Annotated in this window: 12 protein-coding genes; 7 read left to right on the top strand and 5 right to left on the bottom strand. The window is 48.9% G+C overall.

Features of this window, described 5'->3' with window-relative positions; genetic code table 11:
• The first annotated feature begins 1 nt into the window (after nt 1).
• The 6 genes from ACJJIK_RS13445 to ACJJIK_RS13470 all read left to right on the top strand — a co-directional run bounded on the left by ACJJIK_RS13445 (nt 2) and on the right by ACJJIK_RS13470 (nt 8,563).
• A complete protein-coding gene (locus ACJJIK_RS13445) occupies nt 2-1,363 on the top strand; it encodes an NCS2 family permease (protein ID WP_444928810.1) in 1,362 nt (453 codons plus the stop codon).
• Nucleotides 1,364-1,374: 11 nt separating this feature from the next.
• The gene (locus tag ACJJIK_RS13450) at nt 1,375-1,938 is read left to right on the top strand and encodes a phosphoribosyltransferase (protein ID WP_444928811.1); all 564 of its coding nucleotides are present in this window, start codon (nt 1,375-1,377) and stop codon (nt 1,936-1,938) included.
• Nucleotides 1,939-2,534: 596 nt separating this feature from the next.
• On the top strand, nt 2,535-3,875 hold the full coding sequence (locus ACJJIK_RS13455) for an aspartate aminotransferase family protein (protein WP_444928812.1): 1,341 nt from the start codon (nt 2,535-2,537) through the stop codon (nt 3,873-3,875).
• A 141-nt stretch (nt 3,876-4,016) separates the two neighbouring features.
• Nucleotides 4,017-6,710, top strand: a complete 2,694-nt coding sequence (gene pepN / locus ACJJIK_RS13460; RefSeq protein ID WP_444943036.1) for an aminopeptidase N — start codon at nt 4,017-4,019, stop codon at nt 6,708-6,710.
• A gap of 316 nt (nt 6,711-7,026) precedes the next feature.
• Nucleotides 7,027-7,488 carry a GNAT family N-acetyltransferase gene (locus ACJJIK_RS13465; protein ID WP_444943037.1) on the top strand — a complete coding sequence of 154 codons (462 nt, stop codon included), beginning with the start codon at nt 7,027-7,029 and terminating at the stop codon, nt 7,486-7,488.
• Between the two features lie 316 nt (nt 7,489-7,804).
• Complete coding sequence (locus ACJJIK_RS13470) at nt 7,805-8,563, top strand: Kelch repeat-containing protein (protein ID WP_444943038.1); 759 nt, start codon at nt 7,805-7,807, stop codon at nt 8,561-8,563.
• A 430-nt stretch (nt 8,564-8,993) separates the two neighbouring features.
• Here the strand turns inward: ACJJIK_RS13470 and ACJJIK_RS13475 are convergent, their stop codons facing one another.
• From ACJJIK_RS13475 to ACJJIK_RS13495, 5 genes are all read right to left on the bottom strand, one after another.
• Nucleotides 8,994-9,878, bottom strand: a complete 885-nt coding sequence (locus ACJJIK_RS13475) for a hypothetical protein (RefSeq protein WP_444943039.1) — start codon at nt 9,876-9,878, stop codon at nt 8,994-8,996.
• A gap of 244 nt (nt 9,879-10,122) precedes the next feature.
• Nucleotides 10,123-11,004 (bottom strand): hypothetical protein, encoded by an 882-nt coding sequence (locus tag ACJJIK_RS13480; protein WP_444943040.1) that lies wholly within the window; start codon nt 11,002-11,004, stop codon nt 10,123-10,125.
• Complete coding sequence (locus ACJJIK_RS13485; RefSeq protein WP_444928819.1) at nt 11,004-12,209, bottom strand: hypothetical protein; 1,206 nt, start codon at nt 12,207-12,209, stop codon at nt 11,004-11,006. The genes ACJJIK_RS13480 and ACJJIK_RS13485 overlap by 1 nt, the downstream gene beginning before the upstream one ends.
• Before the next feature lie 196 nt (nt 12,210-12,405).
• Complete coding sequence (locus ACJJIK_RS13490; RefSeq protein ID WP_444943041.1) at nt 12,406-14,574, bottom strand: transporter substrate-binding domain-containing protein; 2,169 nt, start codon at nt 14,572-14,574, stop codon at nt 12,406-12,408.
• Nucleotides 14,575-14,796: 222 nt separating this feature from the next.
• Nucleotides 14,797-16,299 carry a hypothetical protein gene (locus ACJJIK_RS13495; protein ID WP_444928821.1) on the bottom strand — a complete coding sequence of 501 codons (1,503 nt, stop codon included), beginning with the start codon at nt 16,297-16,299 and terminating at the stop codon, nt 14,797-14,799.
• Nucleotides 16,300-16,625: 326 nt separating this feature from the next.
• Between ACJJIK_RS13495 and ACJJIK_RS13500 the strand changes: the two genes are divergently transcribed.
• Nucleotides 16,626-18,176: an alpha/beta fold hydrolase gene (locus ACJJIK_RS13500; RefSeq protein WP_444943042.1), complete on the top strand. Its 1,551-nt coding sequence runs from the start codon at nt 16,626-16,628 to the stop codon at nt 18,174-18,176.
• Nucleotides 18,177-18,273: the final 97 nt, after the last annotated feature.

Genomic DNA, 18,273 nt, shown 5'->3' on the forward strand with positions numbered 1-18,273 from the left:
TATGAAACCCACTGATATTCAAACATCGGCGACCCCAGGGTCCGACATCCCCCAGGCTGGAGGCCAGGCCTCTTTTCTGGAGAAGTTGTTTAAGCTCTCCGAGCGCCAGACCAATGTTCGCCGGGAAGTCATTGCTGGTGTGACCACCTTCCTGACGATGGCCTACATCATCTTTGTGAACCCCAATATCCTGGCCGCAGCGGGTATGGATAAGGGCGCCGTATTTATGGCGACCTGTCTTGCCGCCGCTATTGGCTGTCTGATTATGGGGCTCTACGCCAACTACCCCATCGCACTGGCACCGGGTATGGGCCTCAACGCCTTCTTTGCCTACGTTGTCGTCGGTGAAATGGGCTACAGCTGGCAGGTGGCGCTGGGCGCCGTGTTTATATCAGGGATCATCTTCTTACTGCTCAGTATCTTCAAGTTGCGAGAGTGGATTATCGACAGTATCCCACTCTCTCTGCGGCAATCCCTGGCTGCGGGTATCGGCCTGTTCCTGGCGATCATCGCTCTGAAGAGTGCCGGTATCGTGGTAGCCAGCCCGGCTACCCTGGTTACCCTGGGCGATCTCAAGTCCATTGAGGCGATTCTGGCGGCACTGGGCTTCTTTATTATCGTGGCCCTGTCCTATCGCCAGATGCTGGGCTCGGTAATGATCGGTATCCTCGCGGTAACGGTTATCGCCCTGGCAATTGGCAAGGTAGAGTTCACCGGCCTGATCTCTGCGCCCCCCAGCCTGGCTCCCACTTACCTTGAGCTGGATATCGCCGGCGCCTTCGAAGTGGGCATGATCAGCGTGATCTTTGCCTTCCTATTTGTGGATCTGTTCGACACCGCCGGCACCCTGTTGAGTGTCTCCGACCGCGCCAAACTGCTGGATGAAAATGGCAAGTTGCCCGGTATGGGCAAGGCCCTGATGGCCGACAGCTCCGCCTCTGTGGTCGGCTCTGTACTGGGCTCCTCCACCACCACCTGTTATGTAGAGAGCACGGCGGGCATTACCGCCGGTGGCCGCACGGGGCTGACCGCCGTAGTCTGCGCCGGTCTATTCCTGTTGGCGACCTTCTTCTCTCCGCTAATCGGTATGATTCCGGCCTATGCAACTGCCGGCGCTCTGCTGTATGTTGGCGTCCTGATGACTTCAGGTATGTCATCTATTGACTGGGATGACATTACCGAGGCCGCACCGGCAGTGATTGCCGCAGTGATGATGCCTCTGTCGTTCTCTATCGCGCACGGAATCGCCCTGGGCTTTATTTCCTACGCAGTTATTAAGACACTGAGCGGACGTAGCAAAGACGTCAGCATCAGTGTGTACGTGTTAGCGGCACTCTTTGTTGCCAAGTTTGCCTTTTTCTGAGGGGTACATTGATGAAAAAGCACTTTATTAGCGCACAGCAGCTCCTAGTAGACTCTTACGCTCTCGCCGAACAAATCTATAGTGACGGCTTTCGCCCCAACTATATCGTCGGCGTTTGGCGCGGTGGTGCCCCTGTAGGTATCGCCGTACAAGAGCTGCTGCATGTAATGGGAGTGGATGCAGATCATATCGCGATCCGCACCTCCTCCTATCTCGGTATCGGTGAGCGCGACAAGAAAGTGCGTGTCCACGGCCTGAACTACCTGATCAAGCGCCTGGAATCCCACGATTCCCTGCTGATCGTAGATGATGTGCACGACTCCGGCCTGAGTATTGAGCAAACTATCGAAGACCTGCGCGCTGCCTGTAAAAAGAACACGCCGGAGATTCGTATCGCGACTCCTTACTACAAGCCGAAGAATAACAAGGCCAAGCGCGAGCCGGATTACTTTATCCACAAGACCGAAGAGTGGCTGGTATTCCCCCACGAGATCGACGGTCTGTCCCGTGAGGAAATTCTGGAAAACAAACCAGAACTCGCCCCTTACGTAGACAAAATCGCCACCGCTGTTTAATCGGTGACACTACCGGGGGCCTGTGCCCCCGGTTCTTTTCTCTCCCCCTGCTCCCTATCTGCCCCCCCTTCCACTTGGTATATGGCTATCGTGCCTATAACAGCTCCCAGAGGAGTTTACAGTCAAGGCGCAACCGCGCGAGCCAATCCAGAGCCGGGTTCATATCCGCCAATCTTATAAAGTTATAGTTATACGCAGCGATATAACGGCGCTATCCAAAGCCTCCGCTTAATCAATCCCGTCGATAAAATAAAGTGAGTGCGGCTCAAAATATAAGTTATAAAGCGGGGGGATTTGATCCAGAATTAAGGGAGCTCTAAACAATTCCGCAATACCTCTGGTTTGCAGAGCGACTCACAATCAGAGCGCGGTTTTGTAGGAATGTCTGGACCTTTGCAAAAGTCACAACGCGGTGCGTGAATCGCTCTGTAAGCCCCGTAGAGCGGGCCTTGAAGGTCACGGCTACCACATCCGGGGACTGCAGGTCATGCGCGGCGTTCTGTGCCTAACATCTATAATCTGCAAGGCCCGCAGAGGTATTACGGAATGACTCAATAGCTCCTTAATACGATAAGGCCAAGTGTCGGAAAATAAAAATGAACGACAAATCAGCCGGGCTCTCGCAAGCACAGCTCAATGCCTATTGGATGCCCTTTACCGGCAACCGCCAATTCAAACGAGACCCCCGTATAATCAGCACCGCCAGCGGCTGCTATTACCGGAGTGCCGATGGTCGCCAGATATTCGACGGTCTCTCCGGCTTATGGACCTGCGGTGCTGGGCACAATCGCCGGGAAATAATCGACGCCATCTCACAACAGGCCAACACCCTGGATTACGCTCCCGCCTTTCAATTTGGTCACAGCAAGGCTTTTGCGTTGGCCGAACGAATCAGCCAGCTTATGCCCGAGGGACTCAACCGTATTTTCTTCACCGGCTCCGGGTCAGAATCCGCCGAAACCGCCCTGAAAATCGCCCGGGCCTACTGGCTGAAAATGGGGCTACCGGGAAAGACCAAGTTTATTGGTCGTGCCAAGGGCTATCACGGCGTGAACTTTGGCGGTATTGGTGTAGGGGGGATTAGCGCAAATCAAATGATGTTCGGCCCCGCTATCGATTCCGATCACCTATCCCACACCCTGATTCCCGAGAATCGTTTCAGCAGGGGGCAGCCGGAACAAGGGAAAGCTTTAGCCGACGAACTGTTACAGCTGATCAAGTTACACGGCGCAGAAACTATCGCCGCTCTGATTATCGAACCGGTAGCAGGCTCCGCCGGCGTGCTGCCACCACCGAAGGGCTATCTAGATCGCCTGCGCGAAATTTGTACCCAATATAAAATATTGCTGATTTTCGATGAGGTAATAACCGCGTTTGGGCGAATGGGCAAAGCTACTGGGGCAGAGTTCTTTGGAGTAACCCCAGATATCCTCAATACTGCCAAACAGCTCACCAATGGCGCAGTCCCGATGGGGGCTGTGGCGGCGCGTCAGGATATCTACGAACTATTTATGCAGACCGGTGGGCCCGATTACCAGCTGGAGCTGCCCCACGGCTATACCTACTCCGGGCACCCACTGGCCTGCGCTGCGGCTCTGGCAACCCTGGATATTCTCGCGAAAGAGGAGCTATTTAAGCGCTCCGCAGAACTTGCCTCTACCCTGGAGGAGTATATCCACCAGCTCAAAGGGCTGCCGTTTATTGATGATATTCGCAACTGTGGACTGGCTGCGGGATTGACCATCGAATCCGCTCCAGCTGAGCCTCTACTTAGGCCCTATCTAATCGCCATGAAAATGTGGCACAAAGGATTCTATATCCGCTACGGGGGTGACACACTGCAACTGGGAGTACCTTTTATTACTCAGGCCGAGGAAATTGACGGAGTAATCAACGCATTAGCCGAATCTGTTTTGGAAGTGGCAAATGGCCAATAGTTTTAATTGTTATCCCCACTTTTTTACCCATTAATAGGCTACTTCAAGCTAAAACAACATTTGTATCATCTCCTATATGCCATTAAGGTTATATAGCGCCTGAAAAACAATACCCCCAAAACTTCCTATAAAAATAATGCTATGAATAATCTTACGATCTTTAGCAGAGTTTTACTAAAGTATAAGCTCGCTATATCTATTTTATGCAGTGTCTTACTGGCCTCCTGCGGACGGCCTTCTGAGACTCAAGAACAAACAACACCCGCCCAAACAGACACTCCTATAGTCAGAGTAGACGGGCCCGGGCTGTCAGAGGCCTATGCCCGACTCCGCCACCAGCAAATCGCGCAAGTCGATTACCAACTGAGTGTCAATCTCGATAACGAGGGCAACAACTTCTCTGGAACTGTACACAGCGATATAAGGTTTAACCATCCACTAAAACAACCGCTCACCATCGACTTTTCCAATGGTGCCGTTAACTCAATACAAGTCGACGGAAAATCGATTCCCTTCGGATATAATGGTTACTTTATTACAATTGATCATAAATACCTGGCCGAGAAAACGCACCGTATCACCGTCAATTACCAACACCCCTACTCCAATAATGGCTCGGGCCTACACCGCTTCAAAGATCCTATCGATGGCAAAGTCTATATGTATACCGACTTTGAACCCTACGATGCCAATCGCCTCTTTCCCCACTTCGATCAACCCAACTTAAAGGCGCGATATACTCTCGATGTAATCGCACCCGATCACTGGCTTGTCGTTAGCGCGCGGAGAGAGCAGCGAATAGAAAAAAAAGGGCAAAAAAACCACTGGTTTTTCCCCCAGACAAAGAAATTTTCTTCCTATATTTTCTCCTTACATGCAGGCCCCTACCATACCTGGGAGGATGAAGCCAATGGAATCCCCCTACGCTTGCTCGCGCGACAGAGCCTGTCAAAATATGTAAAAACTGAAGACTGGTTTACATTTACCAAACAGTCTTTTGAGTTTTTCCAACCTTACTTTGACATTGACTACCCCTTCGAAAAATACGATCAAATTCTAGTGCCCGATTTTAATGCCGGCGCTATGGAGAATGTAGGGGCCGTTACCTTCAACGATAGTTACATCTCACGCGGTGGCAAGACCCAGGCACAACGTATGCATTTGGCCAATGTCATCGCTCACGAACTGGCCCATCAGTGGTTTGGCAATCTGGTAACGATGAATTGGTGGGATGATCTTTGGCTCAACGAGAGCTTTGCCACCTACATGGCCAACCTCGCCCTGGCAGAAAACAGTGAATTCGACAATGCCTGGGAGAACTATTACCTGGGAGCGAAACAATGGGCCTATCATTCCGATCAACGCCCAACCACCCATGCCATCCAATTACCCGTCAGTAATACCGATGAAGCCTTTAGCAATTTTGATGGCATCACCTATGGCAAAGGCGGCTCGGTACTCAAGCAATTGCCCTACTACTTGGGGAAAGAGGAGTTTCGCCAAGGCGTCAGCAATTATTTAAAAGCCTTATCCTACGATAACTCAACACTCAGTGACTTTATCAAGCACCTGGGCAAAGCTGCCGGCAAAGATCTCCACAGCTGGCAACAACAGTGGCTTTACCAGGCCGGCCTCAACACAATTGAAGCCAGCTTCCAGTGTGACAATAATCAAATCAGCCATTTAGTAATTCAGCAAACAGCACCGGAAGAATACCCGATATTAAGGGAACAGCGCACACAACTGGGCTTTTACCAAATGGTAGCTGGAACCATGAAACGGGTTGCAACTCTGCCAGTGCTGTATAGCGGTGCCAGAACCGAGGTACAAGAGGCCGAGGGACTGCCCTGTCCACAGGGGCTCTACCCCAATGAAGAAGACTGGGCCTATGTGAAGGTAAATCTGGATAAAGTTACCATCAAGAATATGGTTCAGCATCTCAATGATATTGAAGAACCGTTTGCACGACTAATGTTCTGGCAAAGCCTATTCGACAGCACTTATGACGCAAAGCTGCCTCTGGATGAGTATATTAGCTTTATTGTAAATAGTGGCGCCGACGAGCAGGACATCAATGTTATTCGTTTAAATGCGAGATATATTGGATTCACTTACGATTTTCTCACTCAAATCCCTCTAAATACGCAACGTCGCAATGAGCTTACTCAGGCTGTGGAGCGCTTTAGCTGGGATCAACTACTAAGAGCCGCTGAAGGCAGTGACCAACAAAAAATCTGGTTCGATGTTTTTACCCATATCGCCCACTCCACTCCGGCTCTATCGAGCGCGAGAGAGCTATTGATGGGAGAGTTTGCAATAGAGGGCTTGGAACTTGACCCCGATATGCGCTGGAAACTTATCAAGTTGCAGAATCGCTATCTATTCTCGGATTATGAGCAGGCGATCACTAGAGAACTGGCAAAAGATAACTCCGATAGATCCAAGCTCAATGCGCTGTCCGCCGAAGTTATTCGCCCCCTGGAGGAAAACAAATCCAAGTGGGTAGACAACCTTATATCTAACCGAGATAAGTTTAAGTTAAGCGAAATTAGAAGAATTTCAGAGTCTCTTTTCACCGCAGAGCAAGTAGAGCTGTTTAATATCCACAGCCAACCTATTTTTGACTCACTGGATAAAATCAATGAAGATGATTCTCAGGAATTACTTAGCGCTTATGCCTATGCCCTGCCATTAATGTGCTCCAGGGAAAATGTAGATAAAATCACCAAGTCACTACAGGAGAAACAACAACTTAAGCCCATATTGGTGAAAGCGTTAAAAAATCATCGCTACTCAGGAGAGCGCTGTATCAATATCGGCAAGCGGCTACTATAACCTCATTACAGCAGGGAGCCACTGAATAACTTCGTGATATCTCTAGTTTTCAGAAGCTCCCCAGATATTAATATTGAACTAAGGGCTAAACCAAGCCCTTAGCTTTCTCTGGCGGGCTTTCGGCAGGAGATTATGCGAAATAAAATAGTGCAAAAACGTGCATATTTTCTCTCAACGCACTCTAATAAAGCATTTTAATACAACCGTTAACTTCTACTTATCCTCTTCTGAGATTCTTGTTACAGTGATATTTCAAAGCCTGAAAACTGGCTAAGTCACCCTGCCTCTAGCCAACAAAAAAGACCAATAAACAAAGATGTATATATCCGTACAATTAGACAACCTATCCGACGGCGCCATTAACAAGCTTCTCGAAGCTCATCTAAAGGAAATGTATCGACATTCCCCACCCGGTAGCGTTCACGCTCTCAACCCGGATAAGCTGAATGACCCGATGGTTACCTTTTGGGGGGCTAGAATTGACGGAGTTTTGGCCGGTTGCGGTGCCCTAAAAGAGATCACTTCTAGCTTGGGGGAAATCAAGTCCATGAAAACTGATTCACGTTTTCTGCGCAAAGGTGTTGCCGGTGCCCTGATAGAAAAAATATTAGCGGAGGCAAAGCAGCGTAAATATAAAGAGATAAAACTGGAGACAGGCCGCACTGAAGCTTTTGCTCCGGCTATCGCGCTCTATCGCCGTTATGGATTTGAAGATTGCGACCCTTTCAGCAACTATACAAATGATCCTTTTAGCCTATTTTTAAGTAAAAAATTATAATAAATAGGTATTCTTTATCAGTCAGAGTGAGAGTGTTTGTTACCATGGCGCTATCCAGAAGATCCTTTATTAAATATTCCAGCTTAGCTTCTCTTACTTTCGGTGGAGTCAATCTAAGCGCTAAAGAGGCTAATTCCAGTCTATCAATATCAAGTCTTCCCAGCCTGGAAATGCCTTTGCAGGAGATATACCCCGCAGTCTTTTCTGGCGATATCTATGTGGCAGGGCGGATACAGCAGTTTTCTTCGGTCTCTCTCCAACTAAACAAACACATATCTTTTCTCTGAGGGAACAAAACTGGAGGCCCGGGCCTAATTTGCCTGAGGTAAGACATCACCTCGGTATGGCCAGTAACTCCAACAGCCTATATGGCATCGGTGGATTTTTTGGCGATTCTGATAGCGCTTGGCAAGCCCGAAATACCGTTTATAAACTTTCCAGCGAATATAAGCATTGGATAGAAACCAGCCCTCTCCCCCGGCCCTTGGCTGAATCTATTTACACCAACATCGGGGAGAACATCCATGTCATTGGCGGTAGGGCCCCCAACGAACAGTCTAAAAATAGAGATACCAATTATCATTATGTGCTTACAAGAGGGGATAATTGGGAGCAAGTAGCGCCAGCCAGCATCAAGCGAACCTCCGCAGGTGGGGCAACTTTAAATAACAGAATTTATGTTGTTGGTGGCCGCCAGGTTAGCGACAGCGGTAGCAAGGCCAGGAATCTAGCTTATGCCGAAGTTTATGACCCCAGCCTGGACAAATGGGAAAAGATCCGCCCCCTCCCCCAGGCTGCTGCCGGACTCACAGTAACCCCATTAAATAATAAATTAATAGTTACCGGCGGTGAGGCATTTGGCCCCAATGGCAACTGGAAGACTGGTACTGCATTTAACAATATTTGGATTTACGATCCAGTCACAGATGATTGGAACAACCAGGGTCATTTGCCCCAGGCACGACACGGCCACGGAGCAGTAGCCCTAGGAGAAAGCCTCTACTTGATTGGTGGAGCCTCTAAAGTTGGACCGCAAGAAACTCTCGCTTCCACAATACAGCTGCGCTGGAGCTAAAGCTTTAGCTATAAAAGTGCTCTCAAACAAATCCTTTATGCCTCTGGATTTCAGCGACGATCTTATAGGGCCCATTAATCAAGCGGGAAGCAATACTGCCATCAATACCTGTATGGATTTGGTGGCAGTCAACGCCTAAATATCTAATGCATCCACCCCGAATCTCGCCTATATACTTAACTAGCTCTCCACCATACATATAACCAAACGGCTATCGCGATAGTATTTACGACCTCCTCAATACTCCCAAACCACTGAACAGAATTCCCGAGCCAGCTGTACACACAGCAACAAGTCAAAAAAAATCCTACCCCGCCTAAACAATTACTTATCTATTAATCCAAGCGAACCAAGAGCTCCTTTATGCTGTACAATTAATCAAGTAGTACACTAAGCAAGGCTCCCTACACTGAACAACAATTCCACCTAATTAATAACAACCTCTCTCCTCAATAATTTTCTTTTTAATTTCCTCTGATTCCTTACCGTATTTATCGACATAAATAGGCCACTTAAGCGGGGCAAAGTCCTCAGATAAAGTGGTGTCCCCACTGACTTTTAAGGATTTAGCCAAACTCTGCTTACCGGCATCGTCAAATTCTAGTTGCACGCTTGCAAATACCTTATCCAAAAGGCTCTGCATTTCCTTGTCACTAATTTCCTTACCAAGTTTGCCGATAAGCCTCGAACAGTTCTGACTAAAGATTGCTTGAATATTGACAATAACGTTATCAGTCACAGGAAACAGCAATACTTGCATTACCGATGGGCTATACCCCGGCTCAGCTTCAACTCTAAATCTAGCCGCAGGTACCGGCAGAGTATTAACAACCTGCCAATTGACCGGCGCCTGATGCGTGGGAGATCCTTCAGATGATCTATACCCATAATCGGAATTGAGCAAATGCGCAACCGTCAATTCAAATATTTTGGGATGGAAAACGGATGTATTGTCTGGCTGATACTTCCAGCGATAAGCTGCAATATTAAATCGAATATTAGATAGGCATCCCGTAAACCAACTGCCATAAAATGCCCAGACACGGTTTAATATGGGCCAACGCTCCCAGCCTTGGTTTTTTATACCGCTAGAAAGATAACGATCGGTATAGCCTTTTTTGACATGATCTCCTCCAGGATTTATCGTTTCATACTTGCGCCCACCTCCGTCATGGCGGGGCAACTGGAGGCTTAATTGAGTTCCAGAAATCATTATTTGCTTACGCCTGGCACTCTCAAAATCAGGCCCCACAGGCGTGATCGGGACTTCAACCTCGCGCAGACGCAACCTTGAATATTTCAGAAAATTTCGCATCAAAGGCGACCTTGAATTGATTTATGATAAAACTTGAAATGCATAAATTCAGCCACCTTATTTGACGCCGACTACCGATTACAACCTTAACCGCCAGCAGCAAAATATAGCCCGCTCAGTGATTCGGCATAAGGCCCCATAACAGCAGCCTCTTAACTTGCGACCCACCGGGCAGACTTCCCCAAGCGACTGCAAACACATCAAGAGGTCAAGAAAACCCTATTCAGCCTAAATAATGACTTAACTAATAACCTCTATCCTCAATAATTTTCTTTTTAATTTCCTCTGATTCCTTACCGTATTTATCGACATAAATAGGCCATTTAAGCGGAGCAAAGTCTTCAGTTAAAGTGGTGTTCCCACTGACTTTTAAGGATTTAGCCAAACTCTGCTTACCGGCATCGTCAAATTCTAGTTGCACGCTTGCAAATACCTTATCCAAAAGGCTCTGCATTTCCTTGTCACTAATTTCCTTGCCAAGTTTGCCGATAAGCCTCGAACAGTTCTGACCAAAGGTTGCTTGAATATTGACAATAACGTTATCAGTCACAGGAAACAGCAATACTTGCATTACCGATGGGCTATACCCCGGCTCAGCTTCAACTCTAAATCTAGCCGCAGGTACCGGCAGAGTATTAACAACCTGCCAATTGACCGGCGCCTGATGCGTGGGAGATCCTTCAGATGATCTATACCCATAATCGGAATTGAGCAAATGCGCAACCGTCAATTCAAATATTTTGGGATGGAAAACGGATGTATTGTCTGGCTGATACTTCCAGCGATAAGCTGCAATATTAAATCGAATATTAGATAGGCATCCCGTAAACCAACTGCCATAAAATGCCCAGACACGGTTTAATATGGGCCAACGCTCCCAGCCTTGGTTTTTTATACCGCTAGAAAGATAACGATCGGTATAGCCTTTTTTGACATGATCTCCTCCAGGATTTATCGTTTCATACTTGCGCCCACCTCCGTCATGGCGGGGCAACTGGAGGCTTAATTGAGCTCCAGCAATCATTATTTGCTTACGCCTGGCACTCTCAAAATCAGGCCCCACAGGCGTGACCGGGACTTCAACCTCGCGCAGACTCAACCTTGAATATTTCAGAAAATTTCGCATCAAAGGCGACCTTGAATATGTTTATTATGAAACCTGGGAGCAAAACCTCTGGTTAGGGCATTCGCCATTTTTAATGCCACAACAGCAGATACTGTATAAGCCCCCACAAATTTTAAGATCTCAGGAATGGCCGGAAAAAAGATAGACAATCCGGCCAAGATAGCAGCAGCCACACTTAATACAGCCACGCCCTGCGCACTCTTTACAAGGGCAAGTGTATCTATTATGGCCTGAGTCCCCTTATATATATCCTCTGCATTTCTCCATCTGGCAAGAATCGTTCTAAAATTCGTTTTATTCCCTACCCAATCGGTTAGCCCTGTTTTAGAGAAATGTCTATCAATATTAAGTCCGAGTTTATGTGCCGCCTTTATCGCATCCAGGGGCGGGGTAGTCGGCCTGTGCATATACACAAAATGATTTTCCAATCGAACATCTTGGTCCGCCAGGATTTTCATCGCCTGAGTCAAAACCGCAGACCCGCCAAATTCGGAAATCCAGCATACAGCTATAGTCTCTCTGGCATCATACATGGTTTTTGCCAGCAGAAGCGCTGATTCGTGTATACGCTTATCCTCTAGTGCATTGCGGTATGACTTCAACCCAGGGAGCTTCTCTAACTTAGGGGTATAATGTAAATCATATCCAGTTGCTTCAAGGTTGGCACCTGAAGTAAAAGGAGCCTTTGCAAGACGTTTAAATATAACCTTAGCTGCTTCATCTGCATCAGCATAACTACCATCGACAATCGCGACTTTTCTGCATGTCTTTTCTTCAATACCTTTTTTTCTTTTAAATCTTGTATTCCATTTACCACTTTTAAAAGAAGCCAAGAAAAGTCCCGACCTATCTTCCTGCTTCTGCAACTCATAAAAGTTCAAGTTCGCTTCCAGAAAAAGTATTTTAAAAGTATTAGATGGCAGCTTTTCTACTGTTGCCTTACAGCCGGGCAGAATCATATAAAACTCTTCCGCTCCATCTCTACGCACCGCACTCCGTTTGATAAAGATATTATTTTGGTGCACCCCCCCTGACACGAACTGGTGCAGTCCGTTTACCGAAATTTGCGCCCAGAAATTTCCTCTTCTCGCTTTACTTATCATCTCATGATATATAGGCTCGGCCTGAGAGGTAATGGTTTCCGGTTTTCCTGCTGCATTACCCGCAACCATCAATTCACGCTTAAATATTTCATTTGAAAACATATTTAACTCAACTTACCGATAGATACATACATCTACAATCATATAAAACTATAATTGTATATATCCTCAATCCAACCCTCCAACAAAACATAAAACCTGATAGTCAGTACAAAACCGATAAGCAGATAAATTCTATTAGGTTCTTTTGTGAGGCACTTCTCTTTTTCCCCTAACCCTGCGCTCAAATATTGGCTTATTATAAATTTCGATTAATATAGATATAGCCCAGGTACCTATCTCTAATCTCCCGCACATATTTAACCGGTTCCCGCCCCCGTACATAACCAAAGCGGCTTTGGCGGTAGTATTCCGGCCGGGATAACAGCAGCATTGCCTGTTCCACATGGCCAAACCATTGATTGGGATCTAATTCCAACTGCTGAGCCAACGTCCTGGCATCACGAACATGGCCGTGACCCGCATTATATGCAGCCAGGGTAAAATAGATTTTCTGCTCCAGAGGTATATCTTGTGGGAAGCGTTTATCCAGCCACCCCAAATAGGATACTCCTGCGCGGATACCGTTTTCTGGAGTATAAAGATCGTTAACGCCCAACTGCTTGGCTGTACGGGGCAATACCTGCATCAGACCCTGGGCGCCGGCAAAAGAGCGTGCGCGGGGGTTAAATTGACTCTCTTGGTACATCTGCGCAACCACCATACGCCAATCCCGATCTGTAGCCTCTGTATATTTTTTTACAATGGGATCAAAGGGCGATAACTCATCAGTGCCGCGCAGGCGCTGCCCCTGATGTCGAAGGATACGTTTATGTTCCTTGAAGTATTTATTGTAAGTAACGTTAAAAAACAGGTCCCGGTTATGCTTATTCAGAAAGCTGTTCAGCTGCTCCAGTAATAGCGGCTGACCAGTTCGAACAGCCCAAGCAATATCCCGCTCGCCGGATAACTCACCCACTAGGGTAAAGTCGTCCCGGTAAGTACTCTCAATAGCCGCCAAGTGTGAATCAACCACGGTATAGGGAAAAAGACCACGGGCGACGGCATCAATAAGAGATTCGCTGGTAGAACCTTTTAGGCGGTGGATCTGTAGTGGCACTATATTCTGTTCGCGCTGCCTCTGTATTAATTTTAGCAAACTCTCGTAATAACTGGTTGTCGGATTAACCGCGACAGTTTGCCCGGAAAGCAGAATCTCCGCAGGCAGTAATTCGTTAGCCGATGCACTTGGCTTAGCAGCTACTATTTGTTCCTTAACGGTTATATAAGGTCGGGAAAATGCCAGCCCCTGCTGGCGACGAGCTTCGGTTATAGTGAGCGATGCGGCAATCATATCCCCGAGCCCATCATTTAATGCCTCGCTCAAGTCCTGATCCTTGTCAGGTACGACCATACTTAAACGCAACTTATGCTCGCGGGCAAATTCTTTTAGCAGGTCATAATCAAACCCCATCAACTCACCGCGCCAGATAAAATAGGAGGCCGGATGATTGCGCGTAACTACCCTCAGGGTTCCACTCTCTTGAATTTCCGGCCAATCTCGCAGTGGTTGTTCGCGGTTCTGGCTGGCCAGTACCAGCTCGGCGGTAAAGAATTCATTCAGTTCACGCCTTAGTGCTGTAGCCTCTCTGCGTACCGCCCAGGCAATTGCCCTGCGCGAATCCAGCTCTCGACTAATTGCCAGTTGTGGGAAATCCCCCAGAAGTACATCGGCCAAATTACTATCAATAATAGTTGCCGGGTATTCACCGGCAGCCACCGCAGCAAGCAGGTCGCTACTTCCTAGCGGTCCATCCAGGTAGGTAACTTGATAATTTTTTGCATCGGCCCTTTGCCGCAGCGTTTCTGCAAAAGCGCTGCCACGACGCAGGGCTACTTGTAGGGGCTGCGCTTTTTGCCCCGCTTGCCGCTGGGTAATTAATAACTCATCGACATATTTGAGCGGACGGGTAAAGGCCACAAGTGCCTTGCGCTCTTCGGTGCGGGAAAAATTAGTGGCAATCACATCTCCGCGCCCGTCAATAAGCGCGGGAATCAAATCGGCAAAGTTATCCACATAGACCCACTGGGGCTTTAACCCCCGGCTGTGGGCAAATTCTTCCGCGAGTTTGCGCCACTCCCCCGCTGGCAGCCCCTCGCGGGGCAGGGTGTTCTCCAGGGGCCCCTTCGGCGCAAGCAGGCGCAATACCCCCCGCTCCAGCAAAGCCGCTAAATCCCCCAACTCTACATAATTGTTAAACGAGGGTTCAGTCGCTGTCTTTTTTTGTGCTGCCAGCTCTACTTTTTTGCTGGGTTCTATTAATGCCGCTGAGCTGTTGTCAATAGGAGCATCACCCCGCTCGCAAGCGGCAACTAATAATAGTGAGATAAGTACCAAAAAGATAACGGAAAGCCGCTTTCTGCCCACAGTGCACCCTTTCTTATTTTATGAGGTGTTGCGCTATAGAAACTACTAACGCACCTTATGATAGGGGATTGCTGCTATCGCAGACAATCGTACCAACTTATGGCGAGCCCCTATAAAAAAGCCCGACAAACTTAATTGCCGGGCAAATATACGTTGGCGGATGTTGGATGTCTCTTACACAGAGTGACAAGCTTTCTTATTCAATGAGCACTGTTATTGTTGCTATGACGACTTGGGTTTGCCCTTCAGCTCTGCCAACCTCATTTTTATTTGTTGATTCTGCTCCTCATCGGAAAGCTCAAACATCAGTGGCTTCGCCACCCGGGCAAAGTATTCCGCATCTTTCTTTTGGTAGAGCTCTTCTGCCAGCCACTGGGCAATATGCAGTTCGCGGGGAGCGCGCTTATAGGCCTGCTCGAGCTTCTCTAAGTACTTTTCTCGGGGGTAATCCAGCATCTCCATCGCCATCGCCAGGCCAAACCAGTGGGATGCATTTTGTGGCTCTTCCTCCACCAAAAAGTCGAACTCCTCTTGCGCCATTTTCAAGCTGTGCGAGTCCCGCTGGCTGCCCGGCGCCATCGCCTGCTGATTAACGGTTAACCAGGCGTGGGCACTCAGATACCAGAGTTGTCTGCGGTCCTGGCTGGGAACACTGGCGAGCAGGTGGCTGGCCTGGGGGAAGTTACCCAGACGCAGGTCGGCGCTCGCTTTGATCGCCGCCAGTTCAGTACTGTAAATACCGGTGCTGTATGCATACTCAATCAGCTCGTCCAGGGCCAGCAGGTTGTAACCAGACTGGGCAATAAATCCAGCCAGGATACTCACCGACTCCCTTTTACTGAGGCGCTTAACCGTAGGGCTGGCCTCTTTAAAGTCCGCCGGGATAGCGCCACTGAAATGTTCGAAGCTATCCGCCTTATAAGTTGCTACATAGGCCTTCTCAATTTCTTTCACCGACATCCCCAGCGCCTCTTCCAGGGCGGCTACCGGATCGGCACCTTCGTTATAGGCTTTGACGAAATTCTCAAAATTGTCCTGCTTACCACTTTTCATCATCAACCAGTGAGACAAAATCCAGCCCCCGGCATAGACATCGGCCTTTTCCTCCGCATCGGTGTTGTACACCGTGGCACGCAGCAGGTCTTCCAGCGGCATAAGCCCGGTATACATCAGGGTCATAGCCCGCTCACTGGGAATAGAGCCAATCTCGTAGCGCCCCTTTTCCGGGAAGGACATGGTGGCCATAAACTCGGCAAAACCCTCACTGTACCAATAGGGGTAGTGGGTGGTGTTGCCGTTATAGCTCAGGAAGTGGGTGTATTCGTGGAACAGGAATTCGCGCGCTTTGAGCTGTCTCTCAACACTGCGGCCATCTAAGTTCACCAGGGCGTAGTTGCCCTCTGCGGAGGTGTCGAACAAACCGTTGGTCATATCCGCCAGCTCAACCCCCACCAGATTCGCATAGGTATCCCGGTCGGCTGCGGCATAGATGGTTAATCGCTCACCCTTCGGATCTGCGTCGAGTAATTCCAACGCTACTGCGCGATAGCGCTCCAGATCTGCCACCAGGCTTTTGACGGCGTTGGGATCGCCATCGGTAATCACACGAAAATTATCACTGTCGACTTCATACCAGGTCTCCTGCCCCAAGCTGCGCGGCGCGGCGTAGGCAGAAGCGATAAATCCGAAACAAAGTACTAATAGAACAACTGAACGAGAAACCATAATTCGGGCCACCGAGTCATTGTTGCACAAGCCCTCCCTAGCCGATTCGCGAAGACGACACAGTAGCGGCTTTTACTGATCAAAAAAAGAGCAAACTGATCGCAAAGTAGCTTTTCGCCTAATTTTTTTGTGACCAAAAAGACACGAAATAAATGACTGACGGGAGAAATTTCTCGGGGTAGCTTGCGACAAGAAGAGAGACGAGCATCTCAAATTTGAGCCTGTTTATGCACAAAACCAGGGCAAACTTCTATAGTACGTGGTCGACCAAGGAGGGAATCCTGGTCAAAAAAATAATAATGATTTCAGTAAATGAGAGAAAGCTAATGAATACCAAGCCACTACTGGCGCTGCTTGGCGGCGCCTTAATGTCTGCCCATGCCTGGTCGGCACCGGAGTATCTCGCCGACGTGGATATTACTTCTTTTGACGGTACAGTCCTGGATGCAAACCTGTTTATCCCCGAGACTCCCGCGCCGACAGAGGGTTACCCCACAGTTATTTTTACCAATAGCTGGGGGCTGGAAAAACACCAATATCACTTCCAAGCCAAAGAGCTGGCAGAAAACGGCTACCTGGTGCTCAGCTACTCCACCCGGGGCTTTGGGCATTCGGGAGGTCTGGTTGACGTCGCTGGGGATAACAGCATCAAGGATGTGGGTGTGCTGATCGATTGGCTGGAAAGCAATTACCCAGTGGGCAAACTGGGGATGGCCGGAATTTCCTACGGCGGTGGTATTTCACTAATGAGCGCTGCCAAGCACCCGCGCGTCGACGCCGTGGCCGCACTCTCCGGTTGGGCCGATGTAGTGGAAGCCCTATACCCCAATGAAACCGTCAATCTGGTGTGGGGTACGCTGCTTGTTGCCACCGCCTTCCAAAAAGAGGCGGAACTCGAACAGATATGGAGTGATCTGCGCGATGGCGAAAATATGGATCAGGTCATCAATTTCGGTGCGCAGCGCTCCGCAGTCGGTTATGTGAACGAAATTAATCAAAACGGTACAGCGGTATTGCTCTCAAACAATTTCGCCGACTACCTGTTTAAACCCAACAGCATGACCGATTTTTACTCCCTGCTCGAAGGGCCTAAAAAACTGATGCTAAACCCCGGCACCCACGCGATTACCGAGATCCTCGGCGGTAATGACGGCCATATCTGGTCTACCAGTTTCCGCTGGTTCGACCACCACCTGAAGGGTGAGGACAACGGCATCGACACCGAGCCCAAGGTGGATATGACGGTACGTATCAGCAATAAGCTGGAGCAGTTCGAGGACTATCCGGTAACGGACGAGAGCACCACCTGGCATCTGCAACCCCGCTTCACCCTGTTCAACAATGGCAGTATGGAGACTGACAAGTACGACGGCTGGAGCTGGAGCAATGAGTTCCACGGCGGCTCAGATACCTTTGCCGGCACCGGGATTCCGCTGATTTCCGATGCCCTTGAGGGCTTCGGTATCCCCGTTTACGCCCCGATGATGGCCATCAATGGGTATTACGCCATAGAGTACAACTCGCCCACCCAATGGGAGACCCTCAAGATTCGCGGTGAACCCAAACTGGAAATGTGGGTGGAACCCAGCAAAGAGGAAGTCCAGCTCAATGTACACCTCTACGATGTGGGCCCTTTGGGACTGGGACGCCTGATCACCCATGCCCCAATCACCCTGCACTCAGACAGGGCCGGACAAGAGCAGAAATTTGAAGTGGACTTTTTCACCACCAGCTACGATGTACCCGTTGGTCACCGTGTGGTCCTCGCCATTGATACTCAGGGCTATGTCTACCAAAAGCCGGAGGATACTAATTACAGTATCACGGTACCCTACAGCAGCAGTAAGGTCTCCAGCCTGACCATACCGCACCTGTAAGTCTCACTCCACAGAAACCCGGCACTCAGCGCCGGGTTTCCTCCCACCTTCCCCTCTCTCCAGCTATTTTGCAGCGCGTAATTTTTCTCCAAATCGG

It is taken from the genome of Microbulbifer regidiadema (SeqCode) (assembly GCF_052466995.1).

Bases quoted from the DNA above. Each gene is read 5' to 3' on its own strand.
- ACJJIK_RS13445 (WP_444928810.1), top strand. From the start codon at position 2: ATGAAACCCACTGATATTCAAACATCGGCGACCCCAGGGTCCGACATC.
- ACJJIK_RS13450 (WP_444928811.1), top strand. From the start codon at position 1,375: ATGAAAAAGCACTTTATTAGCGCACAGCAGCTCCTAGTAGACTCTTAC.
- ACJJIK_RS13455 (WP_444928812.1), top strand. From the start codon at position 2,535: ATGAACGACAAATCAGCCGGGCTCTCGCAAGCACAGCTCAATGCCTAT.
- pepN (WP_444943036.1), top strand. From the start codon at position 4,017: ATGAATAATCTTACGATCTTTAGCAGAGTTTTACTAAAGTATAAGCTC.
- ACJJIK_RS13465 (WP_444943037.1), top strand. From the start codon at position 7,027: ATGTATATATCCGTACAATTAGACAACCTATCCGACGGCGCCATTAAC.
- ACJJIK_RS13475 (WP_444943039.1), bottom strand. From the start codon at position 9,878: ATGCGAAATTTTCTGAAATATTCAAGGTTGCGTCTGCGCGAGGTTGAA.
- ACJJIK_RS13480 (WP_444943040.1), bottom strand. From the start codon at position 11,004: ATGCGAAATTTTCTGAAATATTCAAGGTTGAGTCTGCGCGAGGTTGAA.
- ACJJIK_RS13485 (WP_444928819.1), bottom strand. From the start codon at position 12,209: ATGTTTTCAAATGAAATATTTAAGCGTGAATTGATGGTTGCGGGTAAT.
- ACJJIK_RS13495 (WP_444928821.1), bottom strand. From the start codon at position 16,299: ATGGTTTCTCGTTCAGTTGTTCTATTAGTACTTTGTTTCGGATTTATC.
- ACJJIK_RS13500 (WP_444943042.1), top strand. From the start codon at position 16,626: ATGAATACCAAGCCACTACTGGCGCTGCTTGGCGGCGCCTTAATGTCT.